The sequence below is a fragment of the Flavobacterium sp. OHVDL-2026-0007 genome (assembly GCF_059882335.1).
Window position 1 is genome coordinate 427,362 of record NZ_CM187612.1, and the last position, 13,553, is coordinate 440,914.

Here is a 13,553-nt window from a genome sequence, read left to right on the forward strand (position 1 = left end):
TTTAGCTTTACAATCTTATTAAAAGCAATTTTTGATTGTACATTACCCTAAGGGGAAATCAAATGCTTATTAAATTAAAAAGTTATGTATAAAAATGTTAAAGCGATTGTGGTTTTGCTTTTGTTGAATTCATTCGGTGTTTATGCTCAGCACAAAGTTCCCGTCTATCTAGATGATCAAAAACCGATTGATGTGCGTGTTGAAGATGCTCTTTCAAGAATGACTATCGATGAGAAAATTGCCATGATTCATGCCCAATCAAAATTCAGCTCACCAGGGGTGCCGCGTTTGGGAATTCCTGAAAATTGGATGACCGATGGACCTCACGGAATTCGTACAGAGGTTTTGTGGGACGAGTGGGATCAGGCAGGCTGGACCAATGATTCTTGTATTGCCTTTCCAGCGCTTACTGCTTTATCAGCCACTTGGAATAAAGAATTGGCTCATTTATATGGAAAATCACTAGGGGAGGAAGCGCGTTATCGTAATAAAAATGTACTATTAGGACCAGGGGTTAATATTTATAGAACCCCACTCAACGGTCGTAATTTTGAATATATGGGAGAAGATCCTTTCTTGACTTCCAAAATGGTAGTGCCCTATATTAAAGGAGTACAAACCAATGGGGTGGCGGCTTGTGTCAAACATTTTGCGCTTAATAATCAGGAAACCAATCGAAATACAGTAAATGTGGTGGTGGATGATCGCGCGTTATATGAAATTTATCTGCCAGCATTTAAAGCGGCAGTTCAAGAAGGTGATGCCTGGGCCATTATGGGAGCCTATAATAAATACAAAGGACAGCAATGTTGTCACAATGAGTTTTTGTTGAATGATATTCTTCGAGGAGAATGGGGATTCAAAGGGGTGGTAGTTTCGGATTGGGGAGGTGTTAATGACACTAAACAATCCATTTTTAATGGTTTGGATATGGAATTTGGTTCTTGGACCAACGGACTTTCTTTAGGAGCTAGTAATGCTTATGATAGCTATTATTTAGCAAAGCCTTATGAAACGATGATTAAAAATGGAACGGTAGGGACCAAAGAACTAGATGAAAAGGTACGTCGTATTTTGCGTCTGTCTTTTTTAACTACAATGGACAAAAACCGACCTTTTGGATCGTTTGGTACCCAGGAGCATGCTCAAGCAGGTTTGAAAATTGCTGAAGAAGGAATTGTATTGCTTCAAAACAAGCAAGCTATTTTACCTATAGACCTTTCTAAAACCAAAAAAATCGCAGTTATAGGAGAGAATGCCATCAAGATGATGACCGTCGGAGGAGGAAGTTCTTCTTTGAAGGCGCGCTATGAAATTACACCGCTTGAAGGATTAAAGAAAAGAATAGGGAATCAGGCTCAAATCCTGTATGCGCGTGGTTATGTTGGAGACCCAACCAGTAATTATAATGGGGTTGTGGCAAAAGTGAGTTTAGAAGACAAACGTACTGCAGCTGAATTAACGGCTGAAGCGGTACAAGTAGCCAAAGAGGCTGATATCGTTCTTTTTATTGGAGGAACAAATAAAAGTGACTTTCAAGATGCAGAAGGCTATGATCGTAAAGATTTAGGACTTTCGTACGGTCAGGATCAGTTGATTAGCGCCTTGCTTAAAGTCAATAAGAAGATTGTTTTTGTAAATATCTCTGGAAATGCTGTGGCTATGCCGTGGGTAAAAGAGGTGCCAGGAATTGTTCAAGGCTGGTTTTTGGGTACAGAAGCAGGGACTGCTTTGGCCGCTGTTTTGGTAGGAGATGTGAACCCTTCAGGAAAACTATCCTTTACTTTTCCTGTAAAATTATCCGATAATGGCGCGCATGCTTTAGGGGAGTTTCCAGGTGGTGATGAGGTGGTCTATAAAGAAAGTATTTTTGTCGGTTACCGTTGGGCGGACAAGCAAAAGGCAAAACCTTTGTTTTCTTTTGGTCACGGTTTAAGTTATACCACTTTTGAATATGGAAAAGTAACGGCTGATAAAAAACAAATGAGCGCTGGAGATCAGATTACTTTCTCTGTTCAAGTAAAAAACACTGGAAACCGTGAAGGGGCTGAAGTAGTTCAATTGTATATCAGTGATTTAAAATCTTCACTGCCTCGTCCGATTAAAGAATTAAAAGGTTTCGAGAAAATTTCGCTTAAGGCAGGCGAAGAAAAAACAGTACGTTTTACTGTAGACAAAACGGCTCTTAGCTTTTTTGATGATAAAAAACATGATTGGGTTGCTGAGCCAGGTGTCTTTGAAGCGCTTGTGGGAGCCTCTTCTACTGCAATACAATCTAAAGTGAGTTTTTCACTTCAATAATTTTATTCTTTTGGGAATTGTTTTTGGTCGTAAAGCTGCAATAGTAAAAATTGCAGCTTTTTTTTTAAGCCAGCTTTTGAATGGTGGATTAATAGTGTAATTTTAGTAAAAAGTGTATCAGATCAACGAAGTAGTAGAATGGTTTAGAAAATCATCAAGGCCAAAAGAAGTAGTTTAAATAAAAACAGCTGTGGTATAAGTGTGGGATTAGGGTTATTTTGTTAAATGACAATAGGGTGTTTTTAAAACTTAGAATAATATTCTTACTTTAGCTGAAATCAAAAAAGTAAAATCAACCCTTAACGACCATAAGAATCTTATGAGCTTAATTTCTTCGGATATTCAACCCAAAAAACATTATGAAATTTTAGACGGTCTACGTGGAGTAGCCGCCATTATTGTAGTAGCATTCCATGCTTTAGAGGCCTTTGCAGGTGGAAATCGCTTCGTGCAACTCATTAATCACGGTTACCTAGCTGTAGATTTCTTCTTTCTATTATCAGGATTTGTGGTGGCGTACGCCTACGATGATCGCTGGGAGAGAATGACGCAATGGGACTTTTATAAACGACGTTTGATTCGTTTGCAACCTATGGTGATTATGGGAATGGTTATTGGCGCAGCCCTGTATTATTTTCAGGCTTCAGATATACTGTTTCCACAAATTGCAGGAACGCCTTTATGGAAATTACTCTTAGTGCTGGTGATTGGTTGTACTTTGCTTCCGATTCCCGTTTCAATGGATATTAGAGGTTGGAGTGAAATGCATCCACTAGACGGACCTGCATGGTCGCTGTTTTTTGAATATATTGCCAATATTTTATATGCTTTATTCGTTCGTAAATTCTCTAACACCGTACTGGCTATTTTTGTTTTTATCTTTGCGTGTTTACTGCTTAATTATACGGTTATGGGACCAAAAGGAGATGTTATAGGCGGCTGGACCTTAAGTTGGGAGCAGATGAACATTGGTTTCACCCGTTTATTATATCCGTTCTTTGCGGGCGTTTTATTGTCTCGTTTAGGAAAATTAATTCACTTAAAAGGAGCTTTCTGGATTTGTACTATTTTAATCACGACCATTCTTTTTATTCCTAGAATAGGGGATGAGAATAGTTTGTGGATGAATGGTTTATACGAGTCGTTTTGTATTATCTTACTGTTTCCTCTGATTGTGGTTATTGGTGCTGGAGGAGAAATTAAAAACGCCTTTTCACTTAAAATATGCAAAGTTTTTGGTGCGATCTCTTACCCAATTTACATCATACATTATCCGTTAATCTATTGGTTTACGGCTTGGGTAGTGGATAATAAAGTTTCTTTAGCAGATGGATATCTTATGGCAATTGGTGTGCTGGTAGCCAGTATTGTAATCGCCTATTTGTGTTTGAAATTATATGACGAACCAGTACGCAATTGGCTTCAAAGTAAAGTTCAAAAAAGAAAAGCCTTGGTGACTCAATAACCAGCGGATTACGGCATTTGGTTATCGATAGATACTAGAAAAGGGATAAAACTTCAACTGAAGTTTTATCCCTTTTTTTTATTTTTGCATTGCCTTTACAGCGCTGCAGGAGGTCTTATTCTAAAATCAATTGTCCCAAAGCTTCTTTGCTGAATCCTTTTAATTGATCAGTCTGGCCTGCTTTGATTTTAGCCACCCAATTTGGATCAGATAAAAGAGGTCTTCCAACGGCAACTAAATCAAAATCACCTCTATCAAAACGTCTGTTTAATTCTTCTAAGGAAGTAGGTTCTGAGCTTTCTCCAGCAAAAGCGCCAAAGAAATCACTTGAAAGTCCTACTGAACCCACGGTAATAGTTGGTTTTCCAGTTAGTTTTTTAGCCCAACCAGCAAAGTTTAAATCAGATGCTTCGAATTCTGGTTCCCAGAATCTACGTTGAGAACAATGTAAAATATCCACTCCAGCGTCAACAAGAGGGGTAAGCCAAGCTTCCATTTCTTGCGGATTTTTAGCTAATTTATAGTGGTAGTCCGAAGGCTTAAATTGCGAAAATCTCATGATGATGGCAAAATCCTCACCGACTTGTTTTCTAATTTCTTTTACCACTTCAATAGCGAAGCGATTGCGCTCTGGTAATGTTTTTCCACCGTAGATATCAGTTCGTAAATTGGTTTCTGCTCTAAAGAACTGGTCAATTAAATAACCGTGTGCCCCATGAATTTCAATGGTATCATAACCTAATCTTTTGGCATCAGCTGCTGCTTGTCCAAAAGCCAGTATAGTGGCTTCTATATCTTTTACCGTCATGGTATTTCCGTTATTGAAATCAGGTCTGTTTAGGCCAGATGGACCTTCAAAGGGAACAGGTGGTACCCATCCAGAATGATGATTGTCCATGATCCCCATATGCCAAATTTGTGGTCCCATTTGACCACCTGCAGCATGTACCTTATCAATAACTTTTTTCCATCCTTGTAAAGCCTGATCCCCATGGAAATGAGGAACATTGGCATCGTTTGATGAAGAAGCTCTGTCGATCACAGTTCCTTCTGATAATATCAATCCTACTTCACCTTGTGCTCTTTTTTCATAGTAAGAGGCTACTTGGTCCGTTGGAATTCCGTTTGGAGAAAAAGAGCGCGTCATAGGCGCCATTACGATTCTATTTTTAAGATTTAACGTTTTTAAGTTAAATGGCGAAAACAGGTTGTTTGTACTCATAGTAATTTACAAATTAGATTGAATTAATTTACTAAGTGCTTCAAAGGCACCTTCGTTGCGTTTGTAATAAGTCCATTGTCCAACACGTTTGGATTCTATAAATCCAGCACGTTGTAAAATAGACAGGTATTCAGAAACAGTCGATTGTGTAAGGCCTGCTTTGGCTTGTATTTGTCCTACGCAAACACCGTGTTCAAATCCTGAATGCTGGAGTTGTTCCGGAAAGTTTATTTCGGGTTCTTTTAACCATTCCAGCATTTGTAATCTGGATTTATTGGAGAGTGCCTTAAAGATTTCGATATGTTCCATGGGGCAAAGATATCGACTTTTCCCGATATGTCAATTTAAAGAAGATTATTTAGCAAAATTTTATGATCAGGGGTAGAGCCTCTTGCGTTTTTAAAATGAACAGACAAGCTTGAAACTATAGTGGGAAGGTGTTATATTTGCTTGGAAAAAGCTATTTGTAAACAAGGAGATAATAGGAGATTAGAAAGGATTGTGTTTTAAAACTCATCAGGTGAATAAGGTTGAGATCTTATCATTGTAATTCTTGAGCGTTCCACTCCAGGTTTAAAATAGCCTTAGTCCATAAACAGTTAGCCCCAATCTAACGTATTAAACTTAATCATTTATGAAAAAAACAGTACTTATTTTAGGATTTTTATGTGCAGTCAGTATCAGTTCAAAAGCACAGGTGGTGGGAACGGATGTTGGAGATATTGCGCCGGAAATAGATTTACCCGATACAAAAGGAAATAAAGTAGCCCTGTCTTCTTTAAGGGGAGAATTGGTATTGGTGGATTTTTGGGCCTCTTGGTGTGGACCTTGTCTTAAAGAACAGCCAGAGTTATTGAAATTGTACCACACTTATCCGAATCAACTATCGATTTATGGCGTTTCAATGGATACGAAAAAACCAGCATGGATAGCGGCCATAAGCAAGAAAAAATTGCCCTGGACTCAAGTAAGCGATTTGAAATATTGGAGTTCTCCAGTGGTTAACGATTATCAACTACAATCGGTACCCTTAAACTTTTTGGTAGATAAAAATGGTATTATTCTCGCCAAAAATATTCATGGAAATGCCTTGAGTGACCTGGTTAAAAGTTTGCTTGTGCCCTAAAGAAATAAAACTGCTTTTAGAAAAGGATAAAAAGTCGATGGCTTTGAGCTAAAAAAAAGCTTCTCATTGGAGAAGCTAGTTTAATCGGTCCATAGGATCTCGAACTCCACCGTAACTTGTTTTTAACATTTCTCTTATTTGAAATTGCGTTTTATTTCTAGTGACACTGCTCCATTGGTTAAAATCAAAAATATGGATTTGTTGCGCATTGGGATTGGTCACAAAAGAAAGTCTGGAAATTGAATATTTGTAAGGCTTTAATTCATGTGAAATATGACGATTGGGCACTACAACCAGTATGGTTTCCCAAGTCAAAAAATCCTTAGGAACATCCTCCCTTTGGGTTAAACCAAGTGATTCAAAAAAAGCAACTATTTTTTGATCATTCAGTTTATCAATTTTTTTATCAATTTGCTTAATAGTGCTATGAAGCAAATTTTCATCTTTTATAACACTCATAACAGTAGGGTTTAATTGAAATTTAAGATAAAATTACATTAAAAGACAATAATTTTTTGCGCTAGTGTCCGTAGAATGATTCTAAATGTTAGAGGCTGTTTTTAACTCAATGTGTTTCAGTCTGAAAGTTAATTTTTAACGCATTTTTAAAAGACTAGAAATAGGACAATGATTGTAGTCTTGATTGTTTAGCATTTTCGTCTAGGAGAGATATGGTGTTTTATGTTTGATTTTCATAACTTTGTATTATGAATGATCAAATCCCTGCTCAGATTGTTGATTCTCCTGCTTCAGATTTAAAGTTAAAAGGCTTTAAGGTATACAAGGCAAATGGTGATGATAATAATATTCCGACTTATAATCGTCGTGATTATTACAAGATTTGTATTATTACCAGTGAAAGTTTCGTGCACTATGGAAATAGAAGTGTAGCAATCAATGGAACCGTATTGTTTTTTGGAAATCCTCATATTCCCTATTCTTGGGAGCTTATTTCACCTTCTTATCATGGATATGCTTGTGTTTTTACTGAAGGATTTTTAAATAAAAATGAGCGCTTAGAACGGCTTCAAGAAACTCCTTTTTTTAAAAGTGGGGGAACCCCAGTTTTTCCTTTGTCAGCTGATCAAAAGGTATTTGTGGATTCCTTGTTTGAAAAGATGATTGAAGAACAAGAAACGGATTATGTATTTAAGGACGATTTAATTCGCAATTATATCAATCTGATTTTGCATGAATCCATGAAAATGCAACCTACAGAAATTTTCTTTAAACACAAGAATGCTTCTGCACGAATTACTTCCTTGTTTTTAACTTTGTTGGAAAGACAATTTCCTATAGAAGCTAAAAATGAACCTTTGGTCTTAAAAACACCACAAGATTATGCACAAAGTCTTTCGGTGCATGTAAATCACCTGAATCGCTCTGTCAAGGAAGTAACAGGTAAATCGACTACAGCTCATATTTCGGAAAGAATTATTAACGAAGCTAAAGCTTTGTTACAGCATACAGATTGGAGTATTTCAGATGTAGGGTATTCCCTTGGTTTTGAATATCCAAGCTATTTTAATAACTACTTTAAAAGGCTCACCGGTACAGTTCCTAAATCACTAAGGGGCTAAATTGTTTCATATTCTTAAGTTTTTGTTTGATTATTGTTATTTCTGGAGGTTTTATCAGAAGTACATTTGCCTGAAAATTAGGTAGTAGTAATTCCGGATCGGGTTTTTAGAGCGAAATACAACCTTAAAGGCATATTCTTGCTTTTTAGATAGAGTTCTAAGCGGATTGTAAAAACAAAAAAGTATGAAAGCTTCAGAAAATCAAAACACAGCAAGCATCTTTCCAAAAGGTGATTTGGCTCCCGCTGCTTACTTTACAGGAAAAGCATGGGTACAGATGTTAGTACCGAATGATCCCATCTTAGATACGGCCGTTGGTCATGTCGTTTTTGAAGCGGCAGCGCGGAACAATTGGCATACGCATCCTGGTGGTCAAATCTTAATCGTGACACAGGGAACAGGTTTTTATCAGGAAGAGGGAAAGCCAATTCAATTGTTGAAAGTAGGTGATGTGGTCAACATTCAGCCTGAAGTCAAACATTGGCATGGAGCTACTCCAGAGGGTGAATTTGCCCATATAGCCATTAGTTCCCATACGGAGAAAGGGATAGTGGACTGGTTGGAGCCTGTAACGGATAAGCAATACGACAACTTTAAATAAATTAAATAATAAAAGCGCTGTTCTGGTTTGCTTCTGTACAGAGCGTTGCAGCTGTTAGCCTATTTTAAATAAAAAATCAATCAAAAAAAAACAATTTTATGACAACATTTGATACTGCAGTGATTGAAGAGGGGAAAATTCCTAGTGAGTATATAACAGGTGATGTTTCGTATAAAAAACAAAGTAGCAATATACATCCAGAGAATACGGTAATAAAGGAAGTGTCTTTTGTAGCTGGCTCGAGATGCAATTGGCATATTAATCGAAGCTTACAATTATTTATTGTAACCGATGGTATTGGTTATTTTCAAGAGAAAGGGAGTGCTATGAGGTTGGTTCATAAGGATGAGGTGGTAACAGTTTTACCAGGTATGGAGCATTGGTATGGTGCTACACCCTATAGTCGCTATGCGCATATCGCGATTGTAACAGAGATCGATAAAGGACCAGGTATCTGGTTAGAAAAAGTAACCGATGAGCAGTACGATAGTTTCGGGAAATAAATAGTAAATAATTGATAATTAATGAACTAGATATTTGTTTTGGATTGCCTCCACTTTTTTGAAGTACCAGAATGCTATGGTGGTACTTTGGACGTGGAGACCAGCTCGAGCGCTTATAACGCCATAAAAAAGCTAATTTCATAGAGGAGGACTGACTTTAAGTAAAAGGCAGTCCTCTTTTTTTTGTTTTCTTTTGAAGGATTTTGAAGAAAAAAAATGTAGCAATCATTAAAACTTTATACAATTAAAAACTATATTTTTGGAAGTGCATAATTAACAGCGCTATCCCTTGAATAAACACTCGATTCCTACTTTAACCGTTGGTCATATACTTGGAGAAGAAACTCTAGGCATTACTTTATTTCGCCATAGTGTCAAGGGACGAAACGCTTTTGAACAACCACATAAACATGATTTTTTTATGGTGTTTTTTGTGGAGAAGGGTTCAGGGGTGCATAATGTTGATTTTACCCAGCATATCGTAGCGGATAATCAGGTTTATTTTATTCGACCAGGTCAGGTGCACAATTGGTTGCTGCATGTAGAAACAAGTGGTTTTCAACTGATGCTTTCTCCTGAGGTGATGACTGTTTTTTCTAATTTATCTCCTTTTTCCTTTTATGAGCAAAGTGTTGCTTCTTGTCTTTCTTTGTCTGATAAAGAGTTTCAAGAATTCAAAAGTCATCTGTTGGAATTAGAATTGGTGTTGGATCATGAGGGGGTACTGGTAAAAGAAATTGCACTACTTCGCTTGCATTTACTGCTTAAATTACTACAAAACGATTATTTGAAGGCATTTCCCGAGTATGAATGTGCGACTAAACCTGAGAAAATGATCAACCGATTTAACGCTTTAATTGATACTTATTTTAAAGAAGAATCTTCTGTTCAATTCTATGCCGATAAATTAAATATTACCCCTAATTACCTCAATATTCTTTGTCAGAAGTATGTAAAGATGCCTGCTGGAGATTTAATCAAAGAAAGAACAATACTCGAAGCGAAGCGTTTGTTGAGTAGTACTGACTTGTCTATTAAAGAAATAGCGTACCAACTCGGTTTTAATGATAATGGATACTTCAGTAAAGTATTTAAAAAATACACAGGAAAAACACCTGGAGATTTTAAAGAAAGTTATAATTTTTACCATCCTTATCATCAATAGTACAGTTCTGTTGTAAATTTCTAAACGATTTTTGTAAAACTAAAAAAGAAGAATTGTTCTAGAGTAAAATGAGCTCAGGGCAAGCGCTAAGGTTTATGAAAAAAGGACAAAAAAGAAGTACGGTAATAAGTTGTTTGATTTTGAATGTGCTATTGGTCGTAGGCTGCTCTTCTAAACAAACGGAAATAAACCTAGTTCCAATGAACAATCAAACACTTTTTGAAGCAGTGGGTGCTGGAGATCTTGAGGGAGTGGTAACTCTTTTGAAGCATAAGCCAGCCTTGGAACAAAAAAATAATCAAGGGCAGACCCCCTTAATGAAAGCACTTTATAGCCATCATAATGCAATTTCTGTACTGTTAATTCAGGCAGGAGCTGATGTAAATGCGCAAGATAAAATGCTCAATAGTCCCTTTTTATATGCGGGAGCAGAAGGTAATCTAGAAATAGTAAAATTAGCTTTGGATCATGGAGCCCGATTTGATGTTTATAATAGATATGGTGGAACAGCACTCATTCCCGCTGCTGAGAGAGGGCATTTAGAAGTAGTAAAACTCTTAGTGAACACACCAAATTTCCCCAAAGATCATATCAATAATTTGCAATGGACCGCTTTATTAGAGGCTGTTTTATTGGGTGATGGCGGTGCGAACCAGCTAGGGGTGGTGAAAGCATTGATTGCGGGAGGTTGTCGGGTGAATATAGCTGATAAAGAAGGGATAACGCCTTTGGGTCATGCCAGAAAACTCGGTTATAAGGAAATGATAAAAGTATTAGAACAAGCAGGAGGAAAATAAAATACACTTTATGGAAGATAATAAAATTAGTAGAAAGAAATTCTTAGGATTAGGAGCTGCTGCTACAGGGGCAGCATTGTTTTCAGGTATTGGTGGGAATGCGGTTGCGCAAGTATTACCTGAGAGTAAGGAAGCAGCGGTTTTAAAGGATTATCTTTTAATCAATGTGAGATTGGAAGATGGCTTTGAATACAATGAAAAAAATGAAGTGGTAGCTACTAAAACAGCCCTGTATACTATTCATATTGCTGATGGTAAGATTAAAAGTATCAGTACGACAAAACCTGCTTTAAAATTAAAGACGGTGGATGCTAAAGGACTTTTGATGCTTCCAGGTTTTAGAGATATGCATATTCACATTGACAAAACCTATTACGGTGGAAGTTGGAATGCCGCGCCAAGAAAGGGATACACTATAAAAGATATGATCGTGTTGGAGCAAAAAATCCTCCCACAGTTATTAGTTGATTCTCAACATAAAGCAGAAGAAGCCATTAAGCTTATGCAAAGTCAAGGGAGTTATTTTGCTCGTTGTCAATGCAATATTGATCCTGTTAGTGGATTGAAAAGTTTGGAGCATTTATTGGCTGCTTTGGATAAAAACAAAGATAGTTTTGGTTGGGAAATTGTTGCGTTTCCACAACACGGAATTTTGTATTCACAGTCAGAGTCTTTATTGAGAGAGGCAGCTAGCATGGGGGTCGATTTTATTGGTGGATTGGATCCTACTAATGTAGACGCTAATTTGGAGAAATCACTCGATACAATGTTTCAAATCGCTTTGGATACCAATAAAGGGATCGATATACATTTGCACGAGTCACCACCCTCTGGTCAAGCGGCCATTGAATACATTATTAAAAAAACAGCAGAAAACAAGCAATTACAAGGGAAAACCTATATCAGCCACGGTTTTGCTTTGGCAAAAATGGAGCAGAAAGAGCTAGAAAAAGTGGCGGAACAAATGGGAGCTCTGGGCATAGGAGTGGTATCAACAATTCCATTTGGAAGAACAATCATGCCAATTCCGACCTTGAAAAAGTATGGCGTAAAACTGATGACTGGAACCGATAGTATAGTGGATCACTGGGGGCCTTTTGGGGATTGTGATATGCTAGAAAAGGCTAAATTAAGCGCACAGCTTTATGGTTGGACAGATGAGTTTGGTTTGAGTCGTGCTTTGCATATTGCTACTACAAACGAAATATTGCCACTAAATGATGCAGGAAAACGCGTATGGCCAGCAGTGGATAATGAGGCTACTTTTGTTTTGGTAAAAGCAAGTTGTTCTGCTGAAGCTGTAGCGCGCGTACCGAAAAGAGAAGGGGTGTTTTATAAAGGAAAAAGGATTGCTGGGCCCATGGAAGTTTAGTGGTGTTTTTGTTCTTGAATAAGGAAAATACGGAATTTTAAGGTTCTATTATTACCAATAAATAAAGCTAAGTCGTAAGAGGTCAGTATCTTCGATTTAGCTTTTTTTTGTATGCTTTTTTATATTTAATATTAGGTTCAATATATTGATTTATATATGTTAATGTTATTTGTATTAAAGTGTAAGTTTAAGTTTTTTTTGTTATTGAAAAGAGTGATGCTTATCTTGATTTTTTTTAAATTAAAGGATGAAATTTTATTAGAAGAAAGTGTTATTATCAAAGTAGCCACAGCGGCAGATTTAAAAGGGATATTAAAATTACAAGCTAAAAATCAAACGGCACAAGGAGGAAGTTTATCTGATGAGCTAAAACCGGAACAGATCGAGGAAATGATAAGTGATACGCCGCAAATTGTAGCACTGGCTGAGGGAGAGGTTGTGTTTTTTTTGTTAACTACTTTTCTATCAGTTAATCAAAGGTAAGATGTGTCTATGGTAGATGCTATGTTTGCGTCTTATGGAGGTGGGAGAGATGTTTGTATATATGGACCGATATGTGTGAGTAGTACACAACGCGGTCAAGGTTTGGCGCGATTGATGTATAAAGAGCTGTTGCATCAGGAGCCAAATCGTGAAGGAATTCTTTTTATAAAAAGTGACGATGAGGCTTCATTAAGAGCGCATGAAAAAATGGGGATTAATAAGGTGAGCAGCTTTGTTTTTAATACCGCGAATTTTGAGGAGTTTGCCTATTCTTTTTCCTTGAAAAAAGAGTGATTTATGCCATAGATATAATCGATAGTGGAATTATAAAGTATTCTTAATGAAGATGTTTGCGTTGTTTTACTGAAGTAGATGTTTAATTAGTGTTTTTGAAGGTGATACTTGGTTTGAGTAGGTAGAAATTAAGAGAAAAGTCACTTTGTTAGCCCTATTTTGAGGTAGGAAATCTGCTGTAATTTTAAAATGATAAAGAGAAAAGCACCAAGAAAAAGCAGTTTAATGTTACTCTTTTTGTAGCATAGGAATCTGCCTAATTTAGTTTTTATATAAAATAAAGAGTACTTTTGTCCTTGTGAAATGGATGTCCATCATATTGTCAATTTATCTACTAGCAGTTTCAAATATGCCTTGTGCGGATTTGGAAGTGAATAGTGCTGCCCATCAAACAGCTCAATTTTCAGCGGATAAAAATCATTTACACGATAAAGAAAACGATTTGTGTTCGCCATTTTGTGCCTGTAATTGCTGTGGTGCTCAAATTTTGACGCATCAATTAGCGGAAACGTTTAATTTTCAAGTAGTTTATGCTATTATCAGCATACAATTGCCAACCTATAAGTCAATTTATACTTCTAATTTCTTCGGAAGTATTTGGCAACCACCTCAAATAGCATAATGATACTCGAGTAATTTCGAGT

The 13,553-nt window shown here is 36.9% G+C and carries 15 protein-coding genes; 12 read left to right on the plus strand and 3 right to left on the minus strand.

Features of this window, described 5'->3' with window-relative positions; all coding sequences use genetic code 11:
- The first annotated feature begins 84 nt into the window (after window positions 1-84).
- Window positions 85-2,301, plus strand: coding sequence for a glycoside hydrolase family 3 C-terminal domain-containing protein (locus tag AC51AA_RS01810; protein ID WP_500704038.1), 2,217 nt, complete (start codon window positions 85-87; stop codon window positions 2,299-2,301).
- Between the two features lie 319 nt (window positions 2,302-2,620).
- Entirely contained in the window at window positions 2,621-3,766 is a 1,146-nt protein-coding gene (locus AC51AA_RS01815; RefSeq protein WP_500704039.1) for an acyltransferase family protein, read from the plus strand.
- A gap of 115 nt (window positions 3,767-3,881) precedes the next feature.
- Here the strand turns inward: AC51AA_RS01815 and AC51AA_RS01820 are convergent, their stop codons facing one another.
- Together AC51AA_RS01820 and AC51AA_RS01825 are read right to left on the minus strand one after the other, a co-directional pair.
- Window positions 3,882-4,988, minus strand: a complete 1,107-nt coding sequence (locus AC51AA_RS01820) for an NADH:flavin oxidoreductase (protein ID WP_500704040.1) — start codon at window positions 4,986-4,988, stop codon at window positions 3,882-3,884.
- A gap of 6 nt (window positions 4,989-4,994) precedes the next feature.
- The gene (locus tag AC51AA_RS01825; protein WP_500704041.1) at window positions 4,995-5,297 is read right to left on the minus strand and encodes an ArsR/SmtB family transcription factor; all 303 of its coding nucleotides are present in this window, start codon (window positions 5,295-5,297) and stop codon (window positions 4,995-4,997) included.
- Window positions 5,298-5,622: 325 nt separating this feature from the next.
- Here AC51AA_RS01825 and AC51AA_RS01830 point away from each other — a divergent pair, with 325 nt between their 5' ends.
- Complete coding sequence (locus AC51AA_RS01830; protein ID WP_500704042.1) at window positions 5,623-6,114, plus strand: TlpA family protein disulfide reductase; 492 nt, start codon at window positions 5,623-5,625, stop codon at window positions 6,112-6,114.
- Between the two features lie 75 nt (window positions 6,115-6,189).
- Here the strand turns inward: AC51AA_RS01830 and AC51AA_RS01835 are convergent, their stop codons facing one another.
- Window positions 6,190-6,573 (minus strand): hypothetical protein, encoded by a 384-nt coding sequence (locus tag AC51AA_RS01835; RefSeq protein WP_500704043.1) that lies wholly within the window; start codon window positions 6,571-6,573, stop codon window positions 6,190-6,192.
- A 248-nt stretch (window positions 6,574-6,821) separates the two neighbouring features.
- Between AC51AA_RS01835 and AC51AA_RS01840 the strand changes: the two genes are divergently transcribed.
- The 9 genes from AC51AA_RS01840 (at window position 6,822) to AC51AA_RS01880 (ending at window position 13,531) form a co-directional block, all read left to right on the plus strand.
- Window positions 6,822-7,694: a helix-turn-helix domain-containing protein gene (locus AC51AA_RS01840; RefSeq protein WP_500704044.1), complete on the plus strand. Its 873-nt coding sequence runs from the start codon at window positions 6,822-6,824 to the stop codon at window positions 7,692-7,694.
- Between the two features lie 184 nt (window positions 7,695-7,878).
- Complete coding sequence (locus AC51AA_RS01845; RefSeq protein ID WP_500704045.1) at window positions 7,879-8,295, plus strand: (R)-mandelonitrile lyase; 417 nt, start codon at window positions 7,879-7,881, stop codon at window positions 8,293-8,295.
- A 98-nt stretch (window positions 8,296-8,393) separates the two neighbouring features.
- Window positions 8,394-8,798 (plus strand): cupin domain-containing protein, encoded by a 405-nt coding sequence (locus AC51AA_RS01850; RefSeq protein WP_500704046.1) that lies wholly within the window; start codon window positions 8,394-8,396, stop codon window positions 8,796-8,798.
- 289 nt (window positions 8,799-9,087) lie between these two features.
- Window positions 9,088-9,963 carry a helix-turn-helix domain-containing protein gene (locus AC51AA_RS01855; RefSeq protein ID WP_500704047.1) on the plus strand — a complete coding sequence of 292 codons (876 nt, stop codon included), beginning with the start codon at window positions 9,088-9,090 and terminating at the stop codon, window positions 9,961-9,963.
- A 95-nt stretch (window positions 9,964-10,058) separates the two neighbouring features.
- Window positions 10,059-10,760 (plus strand): ankyrin repeat domain-containing protein, encoded by a 702-nt coding sequence (locus AC51AA_RS01860; protein ID WP_500704048.1) that lies wholly within the window; start codon window positions 10,059-10,061, stop codon window positions 10,758-10,760.
- Between the two features lie 10 nt (window positions 10,761-10,770).
- Complete coding sequence (locus AC51AA_RS01865; protein WP_500704049.1) at window positions 10,771-12,132, plus strand: amidohydrolase; 1,362 nt, start codon at window positions 10,771-10,773, stop codon at window positions 12,130-12,132.
- A gap of 204 nt (window positions 12,133-12,336) precedes the next feature.
- Complete coding sequence (locus tag AC51AA_RS01870; RefSeq protein WP_500704050.1) at window positions 12,337-12,615, plus strand: hypothetical protein; 279 nt, start codon at window positions 12,337-12,339, stop codon at window positions 12,613-12,615.
- 9 nt (window positions 12,616-12,624) lie between these two features.
- Window positions 12,625-12,909, plus strand: a complete 285-nt coding sequence (locus AC51AA_RS01875) for a GNAT family N-acetyltransferase (protein ID WP_500705666.1) — start codon at window positions 12,625-12,627, stop codon at window positions 12,907-12,909.
- Window positions 12,910-13,216: 307 nt separating this feature from the next.
- Complete coding sequence (locus AC51AA_RS01880; protein ID WP_500704051.1) at window positions 13,217-13,531, plus strand: DUF6660 family protein; 315 nt, start codon at window positions 13,217-13,219, stop codon at window positions 13,529-13,531.
- The last annotated feature ends 22 nt before the right edge of the window (window positions 13,532-13,553 follow it).